Source organism: Streptomyces ruber (assembly GCF_014648075.1).
Classification (GTDB): Bacteria; Actinomycetota; Actinomycetes; order Streptomycetales; family Streptomycetaceae; genus Streptomyces; species Streptomyces ruber.
In genome coordinates, this window is sequence record NZ_BMQK01000001.1 from 945,042 (window position 1) to 970,120 (window position 25,079).

The 25,079-nt window shown below is 69.8% G+C and carries 24 protein-coding genes, 1 tRNA gene and 2 pseudogenes; 11 read left to right on the forward strand and 16 right to left on the reverse strand.

The features are described 5' to 3' along the window. From IEZ04_RS04355 to IEZ04_RS04375, 5 genes are all read right to left on the reverse strand, one after another. On the reverse strand, positions 1 to 726 hold the full coding sequence (locus tag IEZ04_RS04355; RefSeq protein WP_189215225.1) for a TetR/AcrR family transcriptional regulator: 726 nt from the start codon (positions 724 to 726) through the stop codon (positions 1 to 3). Between the two features lie 461 nt (positions 727 to 1,187). Then, positions 1,188 to 2,654: a penicillin-binding transpeptidase domain-containing protein gene (locus tag IEZ04_RS04360; RefSeq protein WP_189215226.1), complete on the reverse strand. Its 1,467-nt coding sequence runs from the start codon at positions 2,652 to 2,654 to the stop codon at positions 1,188 to 1,190. Next, on the reverse strand, positions 2,651 to 4,123 hold the full coding sequence (locus tag IEZ04_RS04365) for an FtsW/RodA/SpoVE family cell cycle protein (protein ID WP_189215227.1): 1,473 nt from the start codon (positions 4,121 to 4,123) through the stop codon (positions 2,651 to 2,653). Before IEZ04_RS04365 ends, IEZ04_RS04360 begins: the two co-directional genes overlap by 4 nt. A 115-nt stretch (positions 4,124 to 4,238) precedes the next feature. Next, positions 4,239 to 4,592 (reverse strand): SH3 domain-containing protein, encoded by a 354-nt coding sequence (locus IEZ04_RS04370; RefSeq protein WP_189215228.1) that lies wholly within the window; start codon positions 4,590 to 4,592, stop codon positions 4,239 to 4,241. Between the two features lie 263 nt (positions 4,593 to 4,855). Further along, positions 4,856 to 5,374, reverse strand: coding sequence for a protein-tyrosine phosphatase family protein (locus tag IEZ04_RS04375; protein ID WP_229820818.1), 519 nt, complete (start codon positions 5,372 to 5,374; stop codon positions 4,856 to 4,858). Positions 5,375 to 5,477: 103 nt separating this feature from the next. Here IEZ04_RS04375 and IEZ04_RS04380 point away from each other — a divergent pair, with 103 nt between their 5' ends. Then, the gene (locus IEZ04_RS04380) at positions 5,478 to 6,281 is read left to right on the forward strand and encodes a nuclease-related domain-containing protein (RefSeq protein WP_189215230.1); all 804 of its coding nucleotides are present in this window, start codon (positions 5,478 to 5,480) and stop codon (positions 6,279 to 6,281) included. A gap of 9 nt (positions 6,282 to 6,290) precedes the next feature. Here the strand turns inward: IEZ04_RS04380 and ligD are convergent, their stop codons facing one another. Beyond that, a complete protein-coding gene (ligD, locus tag IEZ04_RS04385) occupies positions 6,291 to 7,181 on the reverse strand; it encodes a non-homologous end-joining DNA ligase (protein WP_189215231.1) in 891 nt (296 codons plus the stop codon). 71 nt (positions 7,182 to 7,252) lie between these two features. Between ligD and ku the strand changes: the two genes are divergently transcribed. Beyond that, positions 7,253 to 8,284, forward strand: coding sequence for a non-homologous end joining protein Ku (ku, locus tag IEZ04_RS04390; protein ID WP_189215232.1), 1,032 nt, complete (start codon positions 7,253 to 7,255; stop codon positions 8,282 to 8,284). Positions 8,285 to 8,340: 56 nt separating this feature from the next. On the opposite strand, the gene IEZ04_RS04395 is transcribed toward ku, so the two are convergent. The 5 genes from IEZ04_RS04395 to IEZ04_RS04415 all read right to left on the reverse strand — a co-directional run bounded on the left by IEZ04_RS04395 (position 8,341) and on the right by IEZ04_RS04415 (position 11,999). Next, positions 8,341 to 8,652: a hypothetical protein gene (locus IEZ04_RS04395; protein WP_189215233.1), complete on the reverse strand. Its 312-nt coding sequence runs from the start codon at positions 8,650 to 8,652 to the stop codon at positions 8,341 to 8,343. 126 nt (positions 8,653 to 8,778) lie between these two features. After that, positions 8,779 to 9,162 carry a hypothetical protein gene (locus IEZ04_RS04400; RefSeq protein WP_189215234.1) on the reverse strand — a complete coding sequence of 128 codons (384 nt, stop codon included), beginning with the start codon at positions 9,160 to 9,162 and terminating at the stop codon, positions 8,779 to 8,781. A 204-nt stretch (positions 9,163 to 9,366) separates the two neighbouring features. Then, positions 9,367 to 10,485, reverse strand: coding sequence for a hypothetical protein (locus tag IEZ04_RS04405; RefSeq protein WP_189215235.1), 1,119 nt, complete (start codon positions 10,483 to 10,485; stop codon positions 9,367 to 9,369). Between the two features lie 298 nt (positions 10,486 to 10,783). Further along, positions 10,784 to 10,939 carry a hypothetical protein gene (locus IEZ04_RS04410; RefSeq protein ID WP_189215236.1) on the reverse strand — a complete coding sequence of 52 codons (156 nt, stop codon included), beginning with the start codon at positions 10,937 to 10,939 and terminating at the stop codon, positions 10,784 to 10,786. Between the two features lie 133 nt (positions 10,940 to 11,072). Then, positions 11,073 to 11,999: a hypothetical protein gene (locus IEZ04_RS04415; RefSeq protein ID WP_189215237.1), complete on the reverse strand. Its 927-nt coding sequence runs from the start codon at positions 11,997 to 11,999 to the stop codon at positions 11,073 to 11,075. Between the two features lie 151 nt (positions 12,000 to 12,150). Here IEZ04_RS04415 and IEZ04_RS04420 point away from each other — a divergent pair, with 151 nt between their 5' ends. The 3 genes from IEZ04_RS04420 to IEZ04_RS04430 are packed head-to-tail and all read left to right on the forward strand — an operon-like array spanning position 12,151 to position 14,132. After that, a complete protein-coding gene (locus tag IEZ04_RS04420) occupies positions 12,151 to 12,546 on the forward strand; it encodes a WXG100 family type VII secretion target (protein WP_506004852.1) in 396 nt (131 codons plus the stop codon). Beyond that, positions 12,546 to 13,505 (forward strand): WXG100 family type VII secretion target, encoded by a 960-nt coding sequence (locus IEZ04_RS04425; protein WP_189215239.1) that lies wholly within the window; start codon positions 12,546 to 12,548, stop codon positions 13,503 to 13,505. The genes IEZ04_RS04420 and IEZ04_RS04425 overlap by 1 nt, the downstream gene beginning before the upstream one ends. A gap of 21 nt (positions 13,506 to 13,526) precedes the next feature. Then, a complete protein-coding gene (locus tag IEZ04_RS04430; RefSeq protein ID WP_189215240.1) occupies positions 13,527 to 14,132 on the forward strand; it encodes a hypothetical protein in 606 nt (201 codons plus the stop codon). Positions 14,133 to 15,356: 1,224 nt separating this feature from the next. On the opposite strand, the gene IEZ04_RS04435 is transcribed toward IEZ04_RS04430, so the two are convergent. Continuing rightward, complete coding sequence (locus IEZ04_RS04435; protein WP_189215241.1) at positions 15,357 to 15,965, reverse strand: hypothetical protein; 609 nt, start codon at positions 15,963 to 15,965, stop codon at positions 15,357 to 15,359. Positions 15,966 to 16,602: 637 nt separating this feature from the next. On the opposite strand from IEZ04_RS04435, the gene IEZ04_RS34590 reads away from it, so the two are divergent. Together IEZ04_RS34590 and IEZ04_RS04445 are read left to right on the forward strand one after the other, a co-directional pair. Further along, positions 16,603 to 16,875 (forward strand): transposase family protein, encoded by a 273-nt coding sequence (locus IEZ04_RS34590; protein ID WP_229820819.1) that lies wholly within the window; start codon positions 16,603 to 16,605, stop codon positions 16,873 to 16,875. Between the two features lie 1,222 nt (positions 16,876 to 18,097). After that, complete coding sequence (locus IEZ04_RS04445) at positions 18,098 to 18,793, forward strand: alpha/beta fold hydrolase (protein ID WP_189215242.1); 696 nt, start codon at positions 18,098 to 18,100, stop codon at positions 18,791 to 18,793. A 44-nt stretch (positions 18,794 to 18,837) separates the two neighbouring features. On the opposite strand, the pseudogene IEZ04_RS04450 reads toward IEZ04_RS04445, so the two are convergent. Continuing rightward, a pseudogene (locus IEZ04_RS04450) lies at positions 18,838 to 19,587 on the reverse strand (transposase). Between the two features lie 424 nt (positions 19,588 to 20,011). Next, positions 20,012 to 20,134, reverse strand: coding sequence for a hypothetical protein (locus IEZ04_RS35560; RefSeq protein WP_268245653.1), 123 nt, complete (start codon positions 20,132 to 20,134; stop codon positions 20,012 to 20,014). A 33-nt stretch (positions 20,135 to 20,167) separates the two neighbouring features. Between IEZ04_RS35560 and IEZ04_RS34595 the strand changes: the two genes are divergently transcribed. Further along, positions 20,168 to 20,311 (forward strand): hypothetical protein, encoded by a 144-nt coding sequence (locus tag IEZ04_RS34595; RefSeq protein ID WP_229820820.1) that lies wholly within the window; start codon positions 20,168 to 20,170, stop codon positions 20,309 to 20,311. Positions 20,312 to 20,702: 391 nt separating this feature from the next. Here the strand turns inward: IEZ04_RS34595 and IEZ04_RS04460 are convergent, their stop codons facing one another. Further along, positions 20,703 to 21,017: a DUF7677 family protein gene (locus IEZ04_RS04460; RefSeq protein WP_189215413.1), complete on the reverse strand. Its 315-nt coding sequence runs from the start codon at positions 21,015 to 21,017 to the stop codon at positions 20,703 to 20,705. A 230-nt stretch (positions 21,018 to 21,247) separates the two neighbouring features. Then, positions 21,248 to 21,319 (reverse strand) — tRNA-Arg (locus IEZ04_RS04465). 134 nt (positions 21,320 to 21,453) lie between these two features. Here IEZ04_RS04465 and IEZ04_RS04470 point away from each other — a divergent pair. From IEZ04_RS04470 to lysA, 3 genes and pseudogenes are all read left to right on the forward strand, one after another. Continuing rightward, positions 21,454 to 21,912, forward strand: a pseudogene (locus tag IEZ04_RS04470) (response regulator); the annotation flags it as partial. Positions 21,913 to 22,406: 494 nt separating this feature from the next. Beyond that, a complete protein-coding gene (gene nrtL / locus IEZ04_RS04475) occupies positions 22,407 to 23,423 on the forward strand; it encodes an ArgS-related anticodon-binding protein NrtL (protein ID WP_189215243.1) in 1,017 nt (338 codons plus the stop codon). 91 nt (positions 23,424 to 23,514) lie between these two features. Continuing rightward, the gene (gene lysA / locus IEZ04_RS04480; RefSeq protein WP_189215244.1) at positions 23,515 to 24,906 is read left to right on the forward strand and encodes a diaminopimelate decarboxylase; all 1,392 of its coding nucleotides are present in this window, start codon (positions 23,515 to 23,517) and stop codon (positions 24,904 to 24,906) included. Positions 24,907 to 25,079 lie beyond the last annotated feature (173 nt).

A 25,079-nucleotide genomic window follows, 5' to 3' on the forward strand; every position in this document is an offset into this window, starting at 1 on the left:
TCACCGCAGGTGCGCCGCCTCCCCCACGAGGGGCAGCACACGCCGCAGCAGCCCGCCCACGGAGCCCCCGGAGTCCTCCGCCGCCAGCACCTCGCGCACCACGCCGGCGGTCTGCCCGTCCCGTCCCGCGGTGGCCAGGAGACCGGCCACGAACTGCTCGACCAGCCAGTCCCGCAGCTCGTCCCGCGACGGCTCCTTGCCCTCGTCCAGCCAGATCAGGGAGGCGGCCTCGACGGAACTTATCCACATGCGCACGGCCATCCGCAGCCGTGCCCCGGGCCCGGTCACCCCGAGGCCGCGCAGGACGTGCTCGACGGCGGCCCGCCGCACCCCGTCCACGATGGCGCCCGTGCGCGACGTCGCGACGACGCTGCCGCTCTGCAGCAGTGCGCCGAACCCGGTGTCGTGCTCGTCGACGAAGGCCAGGTAGCGGTTCAGCACCCGGCCGAGCCGCTCGGTGAAGGGCCCTCCGGGCGGCTCCGCGAAGCAGCGCTCCAGCTCGTCGGCGGCGGACCGCAGGGCGGCCTCGTAGAGCTGCTGCTTGCCGCCGGGGAAGTACCGGTACACCAGCGGCCGGGACACGCCGGCGGTCTCCGCCACGTCGTCCAGCGAGATCTCCTCGGGCGCCCGGTGCGCGAAGAGCTCCAGCGCCGCCGCGAGCAGTTGGCGGCGCCGTTCCTCGACGCTCAGCCGCCGGTACGCGCGTGGGGGAGACTCCGAGGCCATGTCCGGCAGCGTAGCCGGGCCCCGCCCCGGACGGGCGGCCGATGCGCCGCGGGCGCCGGGTCCGGGCCACACCTCACCGGCTCACGCGCCACGCCCGTCTCACAGTGCATTGCCCGGGCGCTGTCCCTGGTTGTCCCGCCCGGGCGCTGTCCCTGGTTGCCCCGCCCGGGCGCTGTCCTTGGTTGTCCCGCCCGGGCGCTGTCCTTGGTTGTCCCGCCCGGGCGCTGTCCTTGGTTGTCCCGCCCGGGCGCTGTCCTTGGTCGTCCCGCCCGGGCGCTGTCCTTGGTCGTCCCGCCCGGGCGCTGTCCTTGGTCGTCCCGCCCGGGCGCTGTCCCTGGTCGTCCCGCCCGGGCACCGTCCCTGGTCATCCCCCCGGGTACCGTCCCCGATCATCCCCCCCAGACACCGTCCCCGGTCATCCCCCCGGGCATCGCCCCAGGTCCCCCGGCCACCGCCCCCGCTCACCCCCTGAGCACCGCCTCCATCACCGCCCGGGCGATCGGCGCCGCGTCCCCGCCCCCGCTGATGTCCCCGCGGTCGGCGTCCGCGTCCTCCACGACCACCGCGACCGCCACCGCGGGCGCCGGCGCGCCCTCCGCGCGCGCCCAGGAGATGAACCAGGCGTACGGCGTGCCGGAGTTGCCGACGCCGTGCTGGGCGGTGCCGGTCTTGCCGCCGACCGTCGCGCCCTTCACGGCCGCCTTCGCGCCGGTGCCGTGCTCCACCACGCCCGTCATCAGCTCGCGCAGCCGCGCCGCCGTGGCCGGGTTCATCGCCGGGTGCGGCGCCCGCGGGACCGTGACCGACACCGTGGCGCCGGAGGCGCTCGTCGTCCGCTCCACCAGGTACGGCGCCCTGACCGAACCGCCGTTCGCGACGGCGGCCGTGACCATCGCCATCTGCAGCGGGGTGGCACGGGTGTCGAACTGGCCGATCGAGGAGAGCGCGAGCTGCGCCCGGTCCATCGGGGCGTCCGCCGCGCCGAAGCCGCTCGGCGCGACGGGGAAGGGGATGCGCAGGCCGGCGTCGTTGAAGCCCAGGCCGCGCGCCGTCTCCCGCATCCGGCCCGCCCCGACGTCCACGCCGAGCTTCGCGAACACCGTGTTGCACGACCACTCGAAGGCGTAGCGCAGCGAGGCGTCGGCGCACCCCTCCACCTCGTTCGCCAGCGCCGTCGACGTGCCGGGGAGCGTGTACGGGTCGGGGGACCGGGTCGGCGCGTCCACGTTACGGACCACCCCCGCGTCCAGCGCCGCCGCGGCCGTCACCACCTTGAACGTCGACCCCGGCGGGTACGTCCGGCGGATCGCCCGGTTGAGCATCGGCCGGCTCGCGGCCCCGCTCAGCCGCTTCCACGCCGCGGTCGCCGACCGGTCGTTCCCGGACAGCTCCCCGGGGTCGTACGACGGGGTCGAGACCAGCGCGAGGACGCGCCCGGTGGCCGGGTCCAGCGCCGCGACCGCGCCCCTGCGGGAGCCGAGCCCCGTGTAGGCGGCGAGCTGCGCCGCGGGGTCGACGGTCGTGACGACCCGGCCGCCGGGGGTGCGGGAGCGTGCCATGTCGTTCCAGACCGGCATCAGCGACAGCGCCGGCTCGGTGCCCGCGAGCACCCGGTCCTCCGCGTCCTCCAGGAGCGTCGACCCGTACATCTGCGAGGCGAAGCCGGTGACGGGCGCGTACAGCGGGCCGTTGCGGTAGGTCCGCTCGTAGCGGAGCTGCTCGCCGGTGTCCCGGGAGCCGGTGACCGGCCGGCCGGCGACCAGGATGTCCCCGCGCGGCTGGGCCCAACGGGCGATCGTGGGCCGCCGGTTGGCCGGGTTCGCGTCGTGCGCCGGGGCCTGGTAGATCTGCACGCGGGCGGCGTTGACCAGCAGTGCCACGAACAGCAGCGCGCACAGGGCGGCCGCCCTGCGGATGTACGTCGTCATGACCCCACCCCGTACGGCCTGCCCGCCTTGCCCGCCTTGCTCGCCCTGCCCGCCTTGCCTGCCTCGCTCGCCCTGCCCGCCGTACCGGCCCGAGCGCGCCGTACGGCGGCCCGGCCCCGGATGTCCTGGCCCCGGGCCGAGTCGCTCATCCGGATCAGCAGGGCCACGATGACCCAGTTGGTAATGACCGAGGACCCTCCTTGCGCGAGGAACGGCATCGCCATCCCGGTGAGCGGGATCAGCCCGGTCACCCCGCCCGCGATCACGAAGACCTGGAGGGCGACGATCGACGCGAGCCCCGTGGCGAGCAGCCGCCCGAACGGGTCCCGCAGCGCGAGCCCGGTCCGGTAGCCGCGCTCCACCAGCAGCCCGTACAGCAGGAACAGCGCCGTCAACCCGGCCAGGCCCAGTTCCTCGCCCACCGTCGCCAGGATGAAGTCCGACTTCACCGCGAAGCCGATGAGGACGGAGTGGCCGAGACCCAGTCCGGTGCCCAGCGCGCCCCCGGCCGCGAACGCGAACAGCGACTGGGCGAGCTGGCCGGGCCCGCGCCCGGCCTCGACCGACGCGAACGGGTGCAGCCAGTCCTCCACCCTGCTGTGCACGTGCGGCTCCAGCCGGCCCACCGCGACGGCGCCCGCGACCGCGAGCAGCAGCCCGACCGCGATCCAGCCGGTGCGCCCGGTCGCCACGTACAGCAGCACCACGAACAGCCCGAAGAACAGCAGCGAGGTCCCGAGGTCCCGCTCCAGGACCAGCACCCCGACGCTCAGCACCCAGATGGCGACGATCGGGCCGAGGACGCGCCCGGTGGGCAGCTCGAACCGCTTGAGCCCCCACAGCCGGCGGCCCGTGTAGGTGAGCGCGTGCCGGTTGCCCGCCAGGTACCCGGCGAAGAACAGCGCCAGCAGCACCTTCGCGAACTCGCCGGGCTGGATGGAGAACCCGGCGACCCTGATCCAGATCCGGGCGCCGTTCACGGCGGGGAAGAGGATCGGCAGGGCCAGCAGCACCAGGGCGGCGGCCATGGACACGTACGTGCAGCGCTGCAGCATCCGGTGGTCGCGCAGCACCAGCACCACCGTGATGAACAGCGCCACGCCCAGCGCCGACCACACGAGCTGGGCCGGGGCCGCCCGGTCATGGGGGGTCTCCAGGTCCAGGCGGTAGATCAGCACCAGGCCGAGACCGTTGAGCAGGACGGCGATGGGCAGCAGCAGCGGATCGGCGTACGGCGCCCTCAGCCGCACCGCGAGGTGCGCGAGCAGCGCCAGTACGGCGAGCCCGGCACCGTAACCGGCGGCGCCGGGCGGGACGGTGCCGTGGCGCGCCAGACCGACGGCGCAGTATCCGTACACGGGGAGCAGGACGGCGACCGTGAGCAGGGAGAACTCGACGCCACGGCGCCCGGGTGAGCGTACCGCCGGAGGGGACGGGTCCGCCGCCACGGACGTTCCGGCCTTGGTCATGCCGGGAACGTAGCAAGCGCGATGCTCCATGTCCCGTTATGTCGCGGCAATCGAACCTTTGCGGTGTACTTGGCGGCGCGGAGGCTGACAGGCGGGCTGACGGACACGCGGCCGGTCAGCAGCGGCGGGGCCGCTCGTGGGTGTCGATGTGCTGTGCCGACCCCCAGGCCCACGTGCCGTCGGTCAGCAGGTACCAGTGCTTGTCGCCGTCCACCCGTTCGCCCTCGGCCCGGCAGAAGATATGGACGATCTCGCCGCGTTCGGCGACCCGGAGCACCGCGCTGCCCCGGTGCGGCGCGTCGCGCAGCAGGAGTCCGCCGTGGGCGGTGACCCGTCCCTCGTAGGTGCGGTGACGGTGCCCGTCGGGCCCGTACCCGTCGTCGTCGCCCGCCGCGGCGGTGCCGGCGGCGGTGAGGGCCGCGGCGGCGGCGAGGACACCGGCGCGTATGAGGGTGGACCGCAGTTCCATGGGGGCTCCTTCGGGGTGAACCACGACGATGAACCGTGACAGATGCCACTAACTGCCACATTAGGAGCGGGAGATGGCCCACGCCCGCCGCACTGGTCCATCCGGGAGGGCTGCCCGTCCGGGAGGGCTGCCCGTTCGGGAGGGCTGCCCGTCCGGGAGGGCTGCCCGTCCGGGAGGGCCGCCCGTCCGGGAGGGCCGCCCGTCCGGGGAGGGCGGCTCGTCCGGGAGGGCTGCCCGTCCGGAGACGAGTGCGCCCGGGAGGACTACTCCGCCCCCTCCTCCGCGAGTTCCTCCAGCAGCCGGGCCGTCGCGAGACCCGTCCGCAGGTACTCCACGAAGAGCTCGTTGTGCAGCGCCCAGGGCGAGCGGCGGGCGCGGATCAGCCGGATCGCCTCGTCGGGGGAGCGGCCCGCGAGGATCAGCGACTCGGCCACCACGAGCCCGGACCGGTTGTACCCGTGGTAGCAGCGCACCAGGACGCGCCGCCGCCGCTCCAGCGCCTCACGCGCGGTCCGCGCGAGCCGCATCACGCCCGCGATCTGGGTCCCGTCGAGCGGACCGTCCGGGATGGGCCACACATGGTGCTCGACGCCCTCGTCCGGCCCGTACCCCGGAAGCCGCAGCAACGTCAGGACCACGTCGAACTCCTCGCCCACGACGGCGAACTCGATCTCTCCGGCACTCCCGGCGAACTCGTGTCCACCCATCCACAGGCCGGGCACGATCTCGTTCCACGGGCTGTCCGGAGCCGGTACGTCGGGTTGCTTCCTGCGGGTCCGCAACGCTGCCTCCCCCAAGTCCCCCCAAAGGTAACCGGCTCCTTGCCCCTGGAGCACCCCGCCTGTTCCCATGGGCGAGGGGTGATGGGCAGAGGGGTGATGGTGCATGAACGGACTGCGCGTCATACCGGCCTGGAGGCACGGGCAGGACCGCCTGTACGTCTGCCTCACCGACGGCAGGAACGTCGCCTGGTACGACCGGCGGACCGCCCGGGTGAACCTGCTCAGCGAGGACCGCAGGGAGGACGTGTTGGACGCGCTCGGCCCGTTCCTCGCCGGTCCGGTCACCGTCGGCCCGCCTCCGGTGCCGACCCCCGCCGAACTGGCCCGCCTCACGCTTCCCCCGGACGACGACCTGGCCCCGAACCGCCCCGGCGAGGCCCTTCTGATCGCCCTCGACCGCGACCCGGGACCGACCCGCCGGCTGCGCCCCGACGTGCGCCGCCGCTCCCTGGCCGCGGAGCAGGCCGTGGGGGAGGCGCTGGACCGCATGGAGGGCGGCGGCTGGCGCACCCTGCACTCGATCGGGCTTCCCGGCGGCGACCGCATCCACCACCTGGTGATCGGCCCCGGCGGCCTCTTCTGCGTCCGCGCCCTGCACGCCCGCAAACAGCGCGTTGTGATCGCCGACCCGATGGTCAAGGTCGGCCGCCGGGAGCCGCGCCCCCTGCTGCGGTACCTCCGGTCGGACGCCGAGCGCGCCGCGTACGCCCTGACGGCGGAGGTCCGCCCGGTGCTGGCCCCCGTCGGCGCGACCGCCGTGGACATCGCGTCACCGCTGCGGGAGGTGCGCGTCCTGCCGGAGGAGGACCTGTGCGGGCTGGCCCGCTCGGGCGGCGTCCTGAAGCCGGCGGACGTGGAGGCGCTGCACGCGATGGCGCGGAACCGGCACACGTGGGCGCGGGTGTGAGCCGCGCTCTCACGGGGCGGGCAGCGGCCGGGCGCGCCCGGGATCGAAGAGGGGCGCCAGCAGATCACCCCCGTACGCCTCCAGCCGCGCCCCCATGTCCGGGGCGAGGAAGGAGAGCTCGTCCGGACCACGGCACTCCTCCACCTCCTCCCAGGTGACCGGCGCGGACACGGTGGGCTCCGGGCGGGCGCGGAGCGTGTACGCGGCGGCGGTGGTCTTGCGGGCGGCGTTCTGGCTGAAGTCGACGAAGACCTTCCCGGGCCGCAGGCTCCTGGTCATCCGGTGGATGACCAGTCCGGGCATGGCCCGCGAAGCCTCGACGGCCAGCTCCTTCGCGTACGCGGTGACCTGCGCGGAGGGGGTGGGCGTGAGCGAGGCGAGCAGATGCAGCCCCTTGGACCCGGAGGTCTTGGCGTACGCCTCGATCCCGTCCTCCGCCAGCCGCTCCCGCAGCCACAGGGCGACCTCGCAGCACTGCACGATCGTCGCGGGCGGTCCGGGATCCAGATCGACGACGAGCCGGTCGGCCTCCTCGGGGGCCTGGACGAGCCACTGGGGCGTATGGAACTCGGTGACGAGATTCGCCGCCCACATGAGACTGGCCAGATCCTGCACCAGCACCATCCGCGAGGGCCCGTCGGACCGCGGCACCTCGCCGGTCCGCACCCAGTCGGGCGTACCGACGGGCACGTTCTTGACGAAGAAGTGCTGCCCGTCGGGCCCGTCCGGATACCGGAAGAAGGACAGCGGCCGATCGCGCAGATGGGCCAGCAGGGGCCCGGCGACGGTGGCGTAGTAGTGCAGCACCTCACCCTTGGTGAAGCCGGTCGCGGGATACAGCACCTTCTCCAGATTGCTGAGGGAGACCTTTCGACCCTCCACGACCGTGACAGGCGACATAGGATAAGAATCCCACGAAAGCGTGACGAAGGGGGAGCAGCGGGGCAGGGGGCAGGAAAGGGGCGAACCGCGTGCGATCCATCTGGAACGGAGCCATCTCCTTCGGGCTGGTCAGCATCCCGATCAAGCTGGTGAACGCCACCGAGAGCCACTCGATCTCCTTCCGCCAGATCCACACGGAGGACGGTGGCCGGGTCCGGTACCGCAAGGTCTGCGAGCTGGAGGACCGCGAGGTCACGTCGGACGAGATCGGCAAGGCGTACGAGGACGCCGACGGCACGATGATCCCGATCACGGACGAGGACCTGTCGGCCCTCCCGATCCCCACCGCGAGGACGATCGAGATCGTCGCCTTCGTCCCGGGCGACCGCATCGACCCGCTCCAGATCGACCGGGCGTACTACCTCGCCGCCAACGGCGTCCCCGCCGCCAAGCCGTACACCCTGCTCAGGGAGGCCCTCAAACGCAGCGGAAGGGTGGCGATCTGCAAGTTCGCCCTGCGCGGCCGCGAGCGCCTCGGCATGCTGCGCGTGGTCGAGGACGTCATCGCCATGCACGGCCTCCTCTGGCCCGACGAGATCCGCTCGACCGACACGGTCTCCCCGGACGCCGGCGTCTCCGTCCGCGACCAGGAACTCGACCTGGCCGACGCCCTGATGGACACCCTCGGCGAGATCGACCTCTCGGAACTGCACGACGACTACCGCGAGGCGCTGGAGGAGGTCATCGCCGCGAAGTCCGCGGGGGAGGCCCCGCCCACGGCCCCGGCACCGGAGCAGGGCGGCAAGGTCCTGGACCTGATGGCGGCGCTGGAGCGGAGCGTACGGGCGGCGAGGGAGTCGCGGGGCGAGCAGGAGGCCGAGGTGACGCAGCTTCCGGCTTCGGCTAAGTCCTCCCGTGCGAACCAGAAGAAGTCGGAACCGGAAACAAAGAAACGGACGGCGAAGAAGACGGCGACGGCGAAAAAGACCGCGACGAAAAAGACCCCGGCGGCGAAGAAAGCAACCAAGGCAACAGCGGCAACAGCGAAGAAAGCGGCGAAGACAGCGGAGAAGACACCGGCGAAAACAGCGGCGAAGACGGCGAGGAAACGGGCGTCCTGAATCCTCTGTGTGTCCTGGCCGTCCCGAACATCCAGGGCGTGGGCCGAGTGCCTGTCTCAGACGGCGCGCGGAATGCCGTCGGCGACGGCTCTTCGCCGCCCGTCCACGATCACACCCCACTCCGCGTCGAAGACCTCCTCGCGCTCGGCACCGCCCAGCGGCGGCCGCAGGGTCACCCGACGCAGCCCGGACGGCTCGGGACCGGACCGCCCGGGCAGCGCACACGAGTCCACCACGACGTACCAGCGCCGCGCGGCGACGTCCCGGGCGGACAGGGCGAGCAGATCACCGGGTACGAGCTCGCCGGCGGCGACGAGACGGGGGCCGGCGAGCCGAGGGCTGACGCGGCGCTGCGGTGAACGACTCATCCGTACCCCTAGCCCTCTCGGCGCCGGCCCCCGTGAGACCCACCCGCCTGCCACCGTCCGTTCAGGAAATGGTTCCCCGTTCAATCTGCCACGCACACCTCGGTGCGGCCGGTGCGGTGACCCCGATCAGTAGCAGGGGCTGCCGTCGTCCTCGCGGTACGTCACGCTCGTGACGGACATGGGCATGGTGAAGTAGCTGCCCGAGACCGCGTTGACACAGGTCGTGTACGTGCGCCCCTGCCCCTCGTCGGCGGCGATGGCGTACGTCATCGTCATGTCCCGGGAGGTGTTGTTGTAGAAGATGTGCCCGGGAGCGCTGCCGGACCATTCGGTGTCGGTGGTCAGCGACGGAGGCATATCGGTGTCGCCGTACCAGAACTCGGGCCAGACGCAGAACTGGCCCACCGGACAGTTCCCGGGGGACCACGCCGATGCGCTGGGTGCGGAAGCCATGACACCGAGGAAGGCGGCGGGTACGGCGGCGAGAGCAATAGCCTTTAGGCGACGCATGGGGGCTCCATTCAAAAGACGTCGCATGAACGTTAGAGCCGCCGATGTTGAAAGGTCAAGCGTTCAAATGCCGAACCCGTGGCGTAACGGATTCCGGTGAATTCCGCGCAATGTTCCCGTGGTGCGGTCATGATGCGGCCATAGTGCGGAATAAACCCGCATGCGCTTCCAAAAGCTGTAATGTCCGAACGTGGCCGCCGACGGTCACGTACGCGTGACCGTCCCGCACGTCGTCTCGTCCTCGTCCGGCGCGTCGAGCGGGCGGCTGCGGTCGTACGGGTCGACGGCCGGTCCCGTGGCAGGCGGGGCGGTGAGGAGGTCGGAGTCGAAGGAGAGGTGCAGGAACCCGTCGGACACGCGGCAGTCGTCGTTGCCCCTGTCCGCGGAGTACTCGATCAGCGACAGTTTGCCCGGGGTGGCCTGGTACTGGGCCGGATCGTAGGCGCGTATGACGAGCGAACGGCGCACGATGGTCCGCGCGATCTCCGTCGCACCACTCTCCGCCTTCACCAACGGGTAGACGAACGTGTAGTCGGCATGAACGTCGACGGTGCCCGGCTCCTCACCCTCCGCGAAGGTCATCCGCCCACGGGTCTTGACCACGTCCCCGACCACCCGCACCTCATCGGGATCGAACCGGCTGAAGAACCACGTGGGATCGTGGTCCTCGTCGGGCGCGCGCAGCGCGGTCTCGATCTCGGACCGCATGTCGGGCTGCAGCGGATCGACGAGGGCGATGGCGCCCTCAGGACGCTCACCCCGCAAGGTGGCAGGCGCAGGATTGGAAGCGACGAGGAATTTCTTGGCCGTCTCCAGCACTTCCGCCACCTGCGACTCGGAGAACGCACCGACCGCCTCCGCCTCGGGCAGCACGATGCCCTCGGCCGCCTCGGCGTACCGCAGGGCCGGCGACCCGAGGAAGGGCTCCTGGAGGGTGGGCGTGTCGGGTGCCTCGGCGGAGGGCGCGGCGGTGGGCGCGACGGACTCCGCCGGCAGTACGGCGGGCGCGGCCTGCGTCTCACTCGGCTCACTCGACTCACCGAACCGATCCCCCAGCCCGCCGGGCAGATGGGACAGCGCCCACTCGGGACAGAGGGCGATGAGGGCAAGGGCGACAGCGACAGGAATCCCGACGAACGCCCCCACCCGCCGCCGACGAGCGGACCGCCCGTTCAACTCCCGCCAGGCGGGCCCGGTACGCCACCCCTCGGGCTGCCAGGCACCCTCACTGCCCCCTCGCGTCCCGGCCTCGGCACCGGAAACGGCCGACGCGCCCTTCGCGTCGTCCGACACCTGACCACCACGCGACTTCCCGCTGCTCACGGGTCCCTCCTCGTACGGACACCGGGCAGCGACGGGGACCGAGAAGACGAGAACCTCCGAGCAGCCGACCGGCACGGCATCAACATCCCCGCGTCGGCCCCTCCACGGGAACAAATCGCAGGTCAGCGGCACATCACAGCACGACGTCGAGAACTCCGGGTCTTCGGGGTGCGGGTTCGGGTACGGGCCGGAGGCGGGTTGGAGTACGGATCGGGGACGCCCGGTGGCGGCATGCGCCCGTGGCCGTGGCCGTGGCCGTGGCCGTGACCGGGGGTGGAGAGGGCGGAGGGGGACACCCCTACCGCACCTCCACCCCGATCCGGGCCGTGTTGTTCTCCGGGTGCGGGTCTCCTGCCTCGTACATCGTGGTCACGGATCCGTTTCGCGCGTCCCCGAACTCCGGCGCCTCGATGCGGAACTCGAACGCGTACCGGAGCTCCTCCCCGGCGGCCATGTACCGACCGAGCCCGGCCCGCAGCTGTACGCCCGGCCCTTGGGCTTGCCGCGACCCAGCACGTCCTCCCCGTAACCCGGGGCGGGCGGGTCCGTCTCGAACCCGAAACAGTTGAGCGGGGCGTGCACCACGGTCACCCCCGGTGGCACGGAGACCCACACAGGGGCGGAGTCGCCCAGCGCCTCCTTCCGCGTGGCTGTCCTGGACCCTGGCCCGAGGTTGCGAAGGGGGACCTCCGCCCGCACCACATCGCCCGGACCGCCCCGCAGGGTGGTCCCGCCCACGGCGAAGTCGGCGGTGTTGTCCACGTCGACGGAGCTGCGCAGCGGCTGCCGGCCGTCCGCGTCGGCGCGTATGTGCGTGGGTGAGGCGGGCCTGCGGCCGTCAGCTCGGTCGACCCGTCGCCGCCCAGGCTGTCCCCGATCAGGACTTCGTCGGGCGGTACGGACCTCACGTCGTACGTGATGTGCTCCCACATCGCCCGGGCGTCGGCCCGTACCGCGCCGAGACCGAGGTCGTACGAGGCCAGCGGGTCGAATGGACCCAGCACCTTGCACTCCACGGTCGTCTCGAGCGTGTCCTCGTCGGTCCTCCGGACGCAGTCGCGGAACCGCTCGCTGAGAGACAGTCCCCGCGAGAGCCCCAGCGTGACCCGGACCGCCGGGACGCTGCTGCGGGTGTAGTTGGTGAAGCCGCCCGGCAGCCGCAGTGTCCCGCCGGGAGCGGGGCGTTCACGGGCACCCGCCGCCCGGTCGAACACCACGCTGGCCGTCGGCACGGCGACGGTGAACCGGTGCGTGCCGCGCGCGCCGTTCCCGTCGGTGGCCGTGACCCGCACCGGGTGGGAGGTGTCAACGGCGGAGATCTTCGGACGGCCGACGCGCACCTCACCGATCCGGACGGGCACGCCCCGCCGGACCGGGCCGATACCGTCACAGACACCGACCAGGTCCCCGTCGGGATCGCAGTCCACGTCCACCTCGTCCGAGACGGCCGCGAGGGCGGAGGCGTCGATGGTCACGGTGACGTCGGTGAGGTCGGTCCGTCCGACGTTGGACACCCAGACGCCGTTGAGGTGGCCGGACGCGTCGAGAGGGCGTACCTCCCAGGGTGCTACCAGGACGGCCGTACGAAGGTTGTACGCAACGTGTACGAGAGACGTACGGAGCCTGTGTGAGTCCGGGCGCCGGGACACTGCCGCGTCCGGCGACATGAGCAGGATCTCGGCCGATGATCCGCACCGACACGGCTGTGGTTATCGTGACGGTCACACTGTTCGGAGTGACGAGGGGGCAACGTTGTCTGCGCAGTTCGATGTGGATCCGCAAGCCTTGCGGACCTATGCGAAAAACATCGACAAGGAAGTGGAGCGGATCCGGCTGATCCGCAACAAGATCGATCAGGTGGCGCTGTCACCGGGAGCGTTCGGCAAGCTGCCGCAGTCGGACGAGCTGGCGGACGACTACGAGAAGCAGCGCACCGGTTCGCTGGACGACCTCAAGGACGCCGCGTCCGCCCTGGAGGGCATCGTCGACGCGGTGAGGAACACGGCGAAGGCGTACGACCAGACCGAGGACGACATCAACGTCAGCTTCGGCGGCAGCTGATGGACATCCTCAGCAAGCTCGGCATCAACATCTCCGGCCCGTTCTCGGACGTCCTCGACGAGGTCGTCCGCGCTGCCATCAAGCAGTTCGGCCTCGAGGACGACCTGGAGAAGGTCTCCGGCGACAACGAGCGCCTCATGGAGGTCGCCGGCAAGTACCGCGAAGCGGCCCGGGACCTGCGCGGCGTCGTGGAGGACCTGCAGTTCGAGCGGAAGCAGCTGAACGGCTCCTGGTCCGGGGCGGCGGCGGAGGCCTTCCACAAGGACATGTCCGCGTTCGAGGAGGCCCTCGAGGGCGAGGCCTCGGACATGGACCAGATCGCCGAGCTGCTGGAGACCGCTGCCCAGGCGTGTGCCGAGGCCGAGCAGCTGATGATCGACCTGATCGTGGAGATCGTCCAGGCACTCGTGGCGGCGGCCGCGACGACCGCGATCCTGTCCATCCTCACGGCAGGCGCGGCCGCCGCGATCGGACCCCTGATCGCCGCCGCGGGAGTCGCCTCACGGGCCATGAGGGCGGTACGCATCACGGCGAGACTGGCCGACACGCTGTCCGACCTGGCACGGCGGATGCAGGCCATGCGCAAGCTGGCGAAGCTGCGGAACACGCTGAGGAAGTTCACGGACAAGAAAGACCCGACGAGCCACATCAATGCGCTGAAACGGTACCGGGGCAAGTTCGAGCAGTCTCACGGCATCGAAGGTGGCTCGAGGGCGGATCTGTCGGCCTACGGCGAGTACCTGGCGGCCAAGCGCATGGTGAAGAAGGGCATCGTGCACCCGTTGCTCGGCGTCGAGACCGGCGCAGTGATCAAGGAGGGGTACGAGACCTACGGCCCCGAGGGCGCACCCGGCGTCGCGCCGAAGAGCCCCCTGCCGCAGGACGCCTCCCGTAGTTTCGACGACCGGATGAACGACGGGCTCTCGGCCAGGCAAAAGGTCGAGAAGGACTTCGGCTGAGAGGCTGGGGCGAGGAACGTGGTGGACGGTTCGGCAGAGCAGGCGGCACGGGAAGTACGTGGCCACATCGAGGCGGCACTGGCGGGCGTGGATGTGCCGGTGGTGTTCGGCATCTCCTGGGGAACGGAGGGCGCGAAAACACCACCGCGACGCAGGTGGCCGCATCCTGCTGTGCTTGTGCACGTGAAGCGAAAGAAACCCCTTTGGGCTCGGCTGTTCGATCTCATCGTCATTCCTGCCGTGTGGGTGACCGACCCCATCGGGGAAGTATACGAATGGCTGGCGGACCATTCGCCTTTCCGTCGCAGGAAGCGTGCTCTGCACGGTGGCTGGAAGAGCATCGCCGGCTCGATGCTCGCGGCTCACCACACACCCGTGAAGTGTTATCTGGTGTCCGGCCGTACCGGTCTCCACCTCGTATGGATCGGCGAGTTGGGCTCGGAGACCGGTTGGTCCCTTCCGACGGAGCAGGTCACCGGTGTCGAGCATCTCGAATGGGCCGGCGGCATGCCGCACAAGGCCCGCCTCCGCTTCCATTTCGCGGACGGATCCTGGGGCGACCGGGTGATCGTCGGTGAGGCATGGCAGCAGATGCTGTCCCAGTTCCCGCCGCCCCCGAAGAAGTGAACGGAGGAGGGCGGCGCTTCCGGTCCATCTCGGGTGCGAGTGATGCATGAGGTGTGCGAGGTCGGATCTGTCACCGGGAGCCGGGTATCACCGGGGCGACCGGCTCCGGGGCGTGCCGGGCGATCGCCTTGCGCAGTGCCTTCGGGTTCCGCTCGGGCATGGGGGTACGGCTGGCGTCAATTCGGCAACGTGAGCGGTCATGCCCGATGGGCTCCTGCGACGCGTCATGATGGCGGCCATAGTCGGCTCCCTGGGTCGCGGGCGCCCGTTCGAACCCGGGCCCGTCGCCGGCCGGTGGCTGACGTGTCCTCGCCTGACTGCTCAACTGGCGTCCGGGGCGCAGAGCGTGGTCGTTCAAGGAGACAGTGGCCGCGGAGGCTCAGTCCTTGAGTTCGCCGTAGATGTCGGCTCTTCGGCATCAAGGTGCAGCAAGGCCAATGGGGGCAGCAAGGCCAATGGCTACACCTCGGGGGATGGCGGTAAACGAGCCCTTGCCCCGCCATCAGGTGTCGATGAGCCCTTGCACCCCAGGCACCGGCTCGTACCCATCGAGGTTCAATGCCTCAACGGCGTCGCCCTTGCTCTTTGATGCTTTTGCTCCAGTAAGTCCCATAGTGGGCCGGTGCCTTGTAAAGGACTGAACCGTTCCGGGTCCGGTGGAGGGGGCGGCTGTACCGGGTTCACGGCCGACGTGACGTCTCGGGCGACGGCTTGGTACGCCTCGACACCGTCTGTCCGGAGCGGCCCTGCTGCTGGCCGAACTGACGTCTCGGGCCTCGCGGCGGAGCTGTCGACGTCTGCGGAGGAACCGGAGGCGAGGCCGAGAGCCGCCGGCCAATCGACGGCTGCTTGATCAGGCCATCGATGGCCTCGGCTGGCTGCGGTTCGAGCGTGCTCCCGCTACCGGCCGAACCGGCCCCGTACGTCACCGTCCCCCGGCGGCCGACGTACGGGGCCTCCTCCTGCATGCGGCACCTACTCGGCTGTCGAGCCTGCCGCTTCGGCCGGGACCGGCGCCCCAGCGCCGCAGCCCGGACGAAACGGCAGGCCAGCACGCTCGGTGAGAATCACCGCTTGCTTCCCTTTGGCGGCCCTCAGCTCGGGAAGCTGAGATCACGCGCGACTGGCTCGGGCACTGACCTGGGCGGACGGCTGGGATTCGGCTTCGTCGGGCTCGGTCGCTCTTACCTAGTTTCCCGCTGTTCCCCCGAAGGTAACGCCGCCTCAGATGGTCGGGGTGTCGTCAACAATCGGCCTGTGGATCTCAACGACCGGCTTCCACCCCGCGGAGAACTCGATGAAGTCCGCACGGGTGGGGTAGGTGTCGATCGCGCGACGGTCACGCTTGGGGCTGTCGCTCGCCTTGCGCCCCCGGGGAATCTGCTCCTCGAAGATGTCGACCTTCACGTCGGGGACCTCCTTGAGACCCTGGCGCCAGATCTGCACGACGTCGGCGCCGAACGCCTGCCGGGCCGCGGCGTACAGGGCCGTGAGGGCCCCCTTGTCCCCACCAGGGACGAAAAGCGCCAGGTCCAGTACGACACCGGCGGACTGGAGGACCTCGATGGTCGCCGAGCCGTTCTCGTCGGCCAGGTAGATTCCGGCATCACTCTCGTCGTCGGGAAGGCAGGAAACCTCTTCCTGGAATATGGTCCTCGCCGTGATTGAGCCTCCCTCGAAATCCTCACCGGACTTGGTCAGAAAAGCAGGGACATAGCAGTCGGGAAGCTTGAGTTCTGCCGTGTCGGCGGAAACGAAGAGCCTGTCCTTCACGCCGAGCTTCGTCACCTCTTCCATCGAGAGGCGGCGAGCGGTGATCTTCTCCGTGTTCACGATTTCCCTTTCAGTTTGCACTGCCCCTTCGAACAAGGACGCTACCACGAAACCCTTAGGTCAACTGCCTAGTAACCATCGGGTAAATGGCGTCGGTGACCTGCACGGGAGGATGTCGAAGCGGGTGCCACTGGGCCGGGAACACGCATCCGCCAGGTAGTGTCCCTCGTCATGGTGTCGGGGATCAACTGGGGGTTGCATTTCGGTGCGTTGGATAACACGGAGGGACTAAAAGAGAGTTCACGGTAGATATCGCCCATATCGCCTTCGGGGGGTGGTGGCGAGGTAAGGCGATCTGTTCGTCGTGCATCTCGAAGAGCGCAGCGGAAATACGCCGGATGGTCCGACAACGCAACAACGGAGACCCCCACCGGCAACATTCAAATGGAGTGCGAACCAGAAGCCGCTTACTACCGCGCCCTCTTCGGTCTGAACTTCGGCGTAGTCGGCTGACGCCCCGTTGCTGACGTCTCGTCGTGTTGGGCGGGTTCCGATACAGAATAGGCGCGGACGTCCGTGATCATGGAGTTCTCTACGCTCTGTGACCTTGGACTGCCCGTTCCTGCCGCTGGATCCGCTGAGACGCCTCGCGCAGGTCCCGGACCCGTGTGATCCGTGAGGAGTCCGGCATCCGCTCGTGACGCTCCTCGCGCTGACGGCCTGCGCGGTTCTCGCCGGAGCGGAATCCCTGCTCGCGGTGGGTGAATGGGTGACCGACGCACCGCCGGCCCTACTCCAACGGCTCGGCACGGTCATTGACCCGCTGTTGCCGGAACGGTCCTGGTCCGCGGAATCCACGATCCGTCGGCTGCCGGCCGAAATCGACGCGGACGCCCCGGACCGGCGTTGCAGGACTGTACTCAGCCGGTCCGACAGATGCCGCCGAGGGCACACGTTCCCGCTCGGCTGACATCGACCAATCTCGCTGGCAGCCGGTTCGGCATCTGGCCGGTGGGGGTCCTCGTGGCCGATGTCGTGCCGGCGTGGTGCGAACGGCAACCAAAAGTGCAACCACGAAACGATGAGGGTCCCGACCGCTGGGCGGTCGGGACCCTCATCTGCCCTAGTGGGCGAGGCGGAGGACACGAGATTCGAACTGGTGAGAGGTTGCCCCCGACACGCTTTCCAACTGTGCTGGAGGTGCGGTGGGCCTTGTGCGGGGGCGTTCACCTGCGTTCATGGGAAGTCCCTCGCTGAGGCGCTGCTGTCGCACGGTCCTGGCCGAACGCCTGTGAACGGGCCCGAAGGAGACGGGAACTGAGACGGTCCTCCGTCGGCGGTGTGGTGGGGCAGGGCCTGTCAGAACGGAGGATCGGCGTCGCGACCGCTCCACAGCGCGTCGGTCCGGGGCGAAGCCTCGTGCGCCGAGTCGCAGAACGCGTACCGCTCTCGTCGGACCTCCAGCCCAGTGGTGTCCTCACCCCAGGCCGTCAGGGCCTCGATGGACCGCTCGCGGTACTACCAGAGTGCACTTTCGGCCGAAACGTCCCGCAAGAGAGGGACCAAGGCGACTCGGTGGTGGAGGAGGCGAAGGTCGTCCAGCAGCGGGGATGCAGGCGGAGACGGCTGCCTCGCGCACGTGGATGTCGGGATCGTCCATGAACACGGACGTGGCCCGAAAGAGCTGCGGTCGAATGCGGCAGACCTCGACGAACGGCGGATAGTCCTCCGGCGGGAAGCCGAAACGTCGACTGGTCGTTGCGGCTTCGTCGTCTGCCTCATTCGCGACGGAGCCAAGCCATCCCAGCAACTCGGCACGCATCGGCCCGGGGAAGCTGTGCGGGTTCTTCTCAAGGGACCAGAGGGCGCGCGCCTCGCCGAGGATCCCCGCCACGTACAGGGCAGCCGGGGGCGTGGCGGTGTAGAGAGTGTTCTGGTGGTGCACCACGTGATGCAGGCCGCCCAGTGCCCGGGACCGCACGCCCTCATCCGCGTCGAGAAGCCCAGTCAGCATCTTCGGGACATCGTCCGCCGGTCCGTAGGCATGATCCAAGGCACCCCAACGCGTCCCGGTCAGTGAGCATTTTCAGGTTTCTGGCCGCGATTCCGTGAATGACCTTTGGCTCCCTGCCGTAACGGCGGCTACACCTACCGTTGGTCGAAAGGCAGCCAATGCAGACTTGGAGGCAGCGATGAGGGTCGTGTTCGTTCATGGGGCGTGTGTGCGGGACGGGTCGTGGTGGTGGCACCGCACCGCCGAGCTGCTGCAGGAACGAGGGATGCTGAGCGTGGCCCCCGCGCTGCCGAGCTGCGGCGAGGCGGGCCTGCCTGGAGGCGTCGGCGGCCCGGGGCTTTCCGAAGACGTCGCGGCGGTACGGCAGGCGCTGCTGGACAGCGACGAGCCCACCGTTGTGGTCGCCCACAGCTACGGCGGCATTGTCACCGCAGAAGCCGCCGCGGGCGTCGGGTCGGTACGCCACCTGGTGCTGGTCTCCAGCTACCTGCCCGAGGTCGGGCAGAGCCTGTCGGAGTTCGGGGACGGCAGCCCCGCCCCGTTCCTCGACATCGACTCCGACGCCGGCACCTTCTCGGTCCGCCCCGAGCTGCTCGTGGACACATTCCTGCAGGACTGCGACCCCGAGATCCAGGCGCAGGCGGCGGGCCACCTCGCCCGGCAGAGCCTGCAGGTGACCGGGCAGCCGGTCCAGGCGGCCGCATGGCAGCAGGTGCCCTCGACATACCTCATCTGCGCCCAGGACCGGGGCACCCCGCCGCGCCTGCAGCGCGAGTTCGCCCGCCGAGCCGGGAACGTCGTCGAACTCGACGCCGGCCACCACCCGTTCCTGTCCCAACCCGCCGCAGTCCAGGACCTGCTGCTGAGCCTGTGACGGCAACGACAAGATCATTCACGGAATTGCGGCCAGAACCATTTTCAGCGTTGCCTCTCCAGGGTGAGGACGGCTTCGGCGATGACTGTCATGAGGTTGGGGCTGCAGCGGGCGCTGCGGAAGATCCGCCAGGACTTCAGGCGGGCGACTCCGCGTTCGACGGGTGCCCGGGCGGCGGACGGTGCCCGGTTGACGGTCCGCTCGGTGGGGGTGGGTTCGCCGTTGGGCGGGCGGCGCTTCGCGGTGGTGACCCGGTCTCCGGCTCCGATGTAGGCCATGTCGGCGAGGAGCGGGACGCCCTGGCGTTCGCAGATCCGGATGATTTTGTGGGTGCGGGCGGCCGTCAGGTCGTGGGCCCGGCCCGGCAGCGCCGGCGACAGCCACAGAATGTTCCCGGCGGTATCCGTGACGACCTGCACGTTCACTCCGTGCCGCTTGCACTTGGAGGAGTAGTCGGCCTGTCCGTCGCCGACCCGGTCGCACTCGGCGAGGATGCCGTCCAGGACCGCGTAGTCGGGGTCCGTCTCCCGCAGCACCTTCAGCAGCCCTGGCGCCTTGTCCGCCAGGTGCCGCACGACGGTGGTGACCTAGGCGTGGGCGGTGCCGGCGGATATGCCGAAGCCCGCGGCGATCTGCGCGAGCGTGTCGTGCCTCCGGAGGTAGACCAGGGCGACGAGAGCACGCCGGTGCGGCGGGAGTTTGCAGCGGCGGTCACCCTCACGGGTGACGATGAGCATGGTTACCCACTCGACCAGGGCGTGAGGCAGGTCGAGTGCGGCAGGATATGGAACCAACAAGGCTTCTGCGCTGACGAGTTGAAACGTCGAACACCTCATTCAACGGCACGGGAGCCTCGTGCGTTGCGGGACGCTGACCCGTCACCTGATCGGTGGCCAGTCTGAAAATGCTCAGTATCTCCGCGGGATCGATCGGCTCGGTGAACTCCTGGGCGACGGTCACGCGGCGAGTATGCCAGCGCTCGCGAGGCTCATGCTCAGGCCCGGGGTGAATCACTGCTTCGCCTCCGCCGGTGATCGCGGCTACTGGCGACAGCTATGCCGCCTGCCGTGCGCACCTTGTGATCCGTAGCTCTCGATGGATCGGTCAGCGAGGGGCATACAGGCTGCGGTGAGGGCTGTGAGCGTCGGCGTCGGGCACTGCCGGGTGTCGGGGTTGCTGTACTTCGTTGCTGTCATGCAGGATCGGCCGATGTCCCGATCAGTAGGCGCGCACACCGCCGACCCGTGTCCCCGGTGCCTGGTCGAGGAGGTCCGTACGGGCAGCCTTGTACCCGCCGCGGAGCGTGGTGCGGTCGGCTATGCCTGCGGGCGATGCGGGCATTCGTGGTCCCGTCCGGTCGAGGAGGACCTGGACGTGTACGACACCGTCAGAGCGGACCTCCCGGAAAAGACGCTCTACGGCACTGTCTGGCAGGTGGAGGACGACCGAGTCCAGGTGCGCGATACGAGCTGTGGGCGACTGCTGTGGGTCGAGCGCTGGAGGGCCATCCTCTACTGAGGCCCGTCTAGCCTGGGCACCACACCATCAGCTTGGGAAGCTGAGGTGGTCTTGCGGCACTTGCTGGGCTGACCTGGGAGGGAACGTTGCTGGCGCCTGATCGCTTGTCGGGCAGGTATCCGGTGTCCCCCGTGGGTTTTCCGCACGATCCGGCACGTAACTGGCACAGGTCACAGGAGCAGGAGATGAACGACCGGATTATCCAAGGGCTGGGGGAGGGGCCCGACGCACCAATCCGAGCACGGAACCTGATCGACAGAAGCCCCGGACCGTTGGAAGGTTCCGGGGCTTCCGCCTGCCCAGACACCGAGGGCTTGCCGTAGGCGGGCGCAGGTGAGCCGTCCTCGCGTGCCCCTGACGAGCGCGCTGCGTGGCAGCCGAAATCAACTCGTCAAGGACCGTGGAGCTCGGTTTCCCACGCTTGGAGTGGCGGCTCGATCTGGTAGCTCGGGTCGCAGTAGGCACGGATCCACTGAGCGGCGCGGTACTGCGCGTCGCCGTCGTTCAGTACCTGGCCGTTCGCGTCGACCTCCAGCACGTTGCTGTAGATGGCGAAGACCTGCTCCAGGGCCGAACCGAACTCGAAGAGAGCCGGCCGGTAGTCGATACCGTCGAGCAAGTCGATGTCGATGGTGCCGTTAGCCAGGTAGAAGGCGAAGAACCGGAGCGATGCGCGCACGTCGACGGAGAGATGTCCCACCGCCATATCTTGCATCCCACCTACGCTGGGCGCGGCTGGATTTTCCGACGGCCATACCTGCGCTCATGGGGCGCTGCACGGCGCCTGACCTGCTCGGAAGCCATTCAAGATCAACACGCTGTTACAACGTGATCACTGGCAAACGGCTGCTTCCGGCGGAGTTCGCCTGCACACAGCAAAAGACCTCACCCTCAGCATCTCTGCTGGTGGTGAGGTCTTGGCACACTTGCACAGTGTGCCCCCGGCAGGATTCGAACCTGCGCACACGGCTCCGGAGGCCGTTGCTCTATCCCCTGAGCTACGGGGGCGTTGTCGTCGCGGTGTGTGCGGCGACGGGTAGAACCCTACCAGCTTCGGAGGGCTGGTCATGAACAGGTATCCGGGGGCCCGTGCGGGAGGCCGGCATGGGTGGCCGGGGGGCGGGTTCACGGACGGGGGAGAAGTGGGGAAAACCCGGACGCGGCGGTGGCGGTCGACCTACTCTCGAGTTGTGCCAGGCGCGTCCGGCCGGGTCCTTGTCGTGGACGACAACAAGGTCATCCGGCAGCTGATCAGGGTCAATCTCGAGCTTGAGGGGCTTGAGGTCGTGACCGCGGCCGATGGTGTCGAGTGTCTGGATGTGGTGCACCAGTTTCGACCTGATGTGATCACCCTCGATGTCGTCATGCCCCGGCTCGACGGGCTGCGTACGGCGGCCCGGCTCCGCAGTGATCCGCAGACCAGGGATTTGCCCCTCGCCATCATCAGCGCGTGCAGCCAGTACGAGGTCGAGGTCGGGCTCGGTGTGGGCGTTGATGCCTTCCTCGCCAAGCCCTTCGAGCCTGCTGAACTGGTGCGGCTTGTGGGGGAGTTGGTGCAGCGGCGGCGGGACGGCGGTGCGGTCGGTGAGGCCGTCCGTGGGGCCGATACGGGAGTCGTCGGTGGGGGCGGTGGTCCTCTCGGTGGCGGTGACGAGGGTGGGAGTGACGGGGGGTCCCCGTCGGCCGAGGGTGGGAGTGGTTCTTCCGTCGTCGGTCTCCATGTCTGTGGGGCCGGTGCGGCGGATGCGGCCTTGTCGGATGCGTCTGCGTCGGATGCGTCCGTGCCGGGGATCGCCGCCAGTCACCCCTCCAGTACCTCTTCCTCCAGTGCTTCTTCCGTCAGTTCCTCGTCCGTCAGTTCCTCGTCCTCCGGGGCATCGTCCTCCGGGTCCTCGTCTTCCGTCCTCGGTACCTCCCTGGGGGGCAGCGGGGCCTCTGCCAGCGGTATCGACCCCACCCAGCGGAACGGCAGCTGAGGGCAGCAGGCAGGTTTCGGGGTGGGTTCGGGGCGGGGCGCGGTCGTGTTCGTCCACATCGCGGACCACGCCGTAAACCAGTTCGCCTACCCACCCCCCGCCTCCCCTACCCTTGGAACGTGACCCCCGTCGAGCTCTCCCACACCGTCATCAGCGCGGTGCGTCGTGCTGTGGACGAGGGGGAGCTGAGCGTGGTCGTGCCCGCACGGGCTGTCGTGACGCCGCCCGGGCCCGGGGGGTGCGGGGACTACGCCACCAACATCGCCTTGCAGCTCGCCAAGCCCGCCGGTCGGCCGCCGATGCAGGTCGCCCGAATTCTCCGGCCCCATCTCAGCCGTACCGAGGGCGTCGCCGACGTCGAGATCACCGGGCCGGGGTTCCTCAACATCCACCTCGATGAGGGGGTCGGGGGCATCGGTGGCGCCGTCGTACGGCAGGTTCTTGCCGAGCGGGAGCGGTACGGGTACGGGCGCGCGCTCGACGGGCAGGTCGTGCGGCTGGTCATTCCGTACGAGGTGCGGGCCGAAGTCGTCGCCGATGCGCTGGTGCGGATCGTCGCCGGTCAGGGTGGGCGTGTCGAGGTTCAGCACGGGGAGCCCGTCAATCTCCGGCCCGTTCCGGCGGCCGAGGATCCCGCTCCGCTCGGGGCCGACGCCGCCCGCTGGGCGCTGCTCCATCCCTCCGCCCATGACCGGCCCCGTATCACCGCCGATCATCTTGTGCAGCGTGTGAGCAATCCGTTGTTCCGGGTGCGGTACGCCCACTCCCGGGCTCGGGCGCTCGTCCGTAACGCCGCGGCCCTCGGGTTCGAGGCCGACATCGATAGCCATAGCCACAGTGGTCCCGGTGTCGGGGCGGCACCCGCACAGCAGAGTGCTGACGACCTGGTCGCCGCCCTCGCCGAGTACCCCCGTGTCCTCGGCCGCGCCGCCACGCACCGCGCCCCCGATCGTGTCGCGCGGCATCTCGTCGTCGTCGCCGACGCCCTGCTCGCCCTCCAGCACACGGCGCTGCCGCGCGGTGACGAGAAACCCTCGGCCGCCCACCGCGCCCGGCTGGCCCTCGTCGAAGCCGCCGGGACGGTGCTGGCCGGCGGCCTGTCCCTGCTCGGTATCGACGCACCCGACCATCTGTGAGAGCACCTCGGCTGTCCGCTGTCCGCTGTGCGCTGTACGAAGCGCGGCCGAGTGCCCATAGGCCAGAGAGTTCAGGAAGAGTCACACCACCATGAGCCGTTCCGCGCACCCCGCCGGGCCCCGTCACGCCGACGTCCTCCCCGAGGGGCACTACTCCGCGCCCCCCGCCGACCTCAACGCCCTCGACTCCAAGGTGTGGGCGCAGACCGTCAGCCGTAACGCCGACGGAGTCGTCACCGTCGGCGGTGTCGACGTCAAGCAGCTCGCCGAGGAGTTCGGCACCCCCGCTTATGTCATGGACGAGACCGACTTCCGCGAGCGGGCGCGGGCCTGGCGTACCGCCTTCGGAACGGACGCCGATGTGTTCTACGCGGGCAAGGCGTTCCTCTCGCGGGCCGTCGTGCGGTGGCTGAACGAGGAAGGGCTCAACCTCGACGTCTGCTCCGGTGGTGAGCTCGCCACCGCGCTGAGCGCCGGCATGCCCGCCGACCGCATCGCCTTCCACGGCAACAACAAGTCCACCACCGAGATCCGGCGGGCGGTCGAGGCCGGGATCGGGCGGATCGTGCTCGACTCGTTCCAGGAGATCGTGCGGGTCGCGCACATCGCGCAGGAGCTCGGCGTGCGGCAGCGCGTGCAGATCCGCGTCACCGTCGGCGTCGAGGCGCACACGCACGAGTTCATCGCCACCGCGCATGAGGACCAGAAGTTCGGGATTCCGCTGGCCGGCGGGCAGGCCGCCGAGGCCGTGCGGCGGGCGTTGCAGCTCGACGGGCTCGAGCTCATCGGGATCCACTCCCACATCGGGTCGCAGATCTTCGACATGTCGGGGTTCGAGGTGGCCGCCCACCGGGTCGTCGGGCTGCTCAAGGACATCCGTGACGAGCACGGTGTCGAGCTGCCCGAGATCGACCTCGGCGGTGGGCTCGGGATCGCGTACACGAGCGGGGACGACCCGCGTGAGCCGTACGAGATCGCCAAGGCGCTCACCGAGATCGTCACGCGCGAGTGCGAGACCGCCGAGCTCCGCACGCCCCGTATCTCCGTCGAGCCCGGGCGTGCCATCGTGGGACCCACCGCCTTCACCCTGTACGAGGTGGGGACCATCAAGCCGCTGGACGGACTGCGGACGTACGTCTCCGTGGACGGGGGCATGTCCGACAACATCCGGACCGCGCTGTACGAGGCCGAGTACAGCGTCGCCCTGGTGTCGCGCACGTCCGACGCCGAGCCGATGCTCGTCCGGGTCGTCGGCAAGCACTGCGAGAGCGGGGACATCGTGGTGAAGGACGCGTTCCTGCCCGCCGACCTGGCACCGGGTGACCTGATCGCCGTGCCGGCCACCGGTGCGTACTGCCGGTCCATGGCCAGCAACTACAACCACGTGCTGCGCCCGCCCGTCGTCGCGGTCGGCGACGGGGAGGCGCGGGTGATCGTCCGGCGTGAGACGGAGGAGGACCTGCTGCGGCTCGATGTCGGGTGAGGCTGTAGGAGGGAAGCGGGAAGCGGGAAGCGGGAGACGGACTGCGGAAGGCGGAAGGCGGAAGGCAGGAGATCTTTCGCCTTCCGCGGCCCAGGGAAATGAAATCAATGTCTCACGATCCGGACGACGGGCAGAAACTCCCGTTCGGTGAGTGAGACTGGTTCCACCGTATT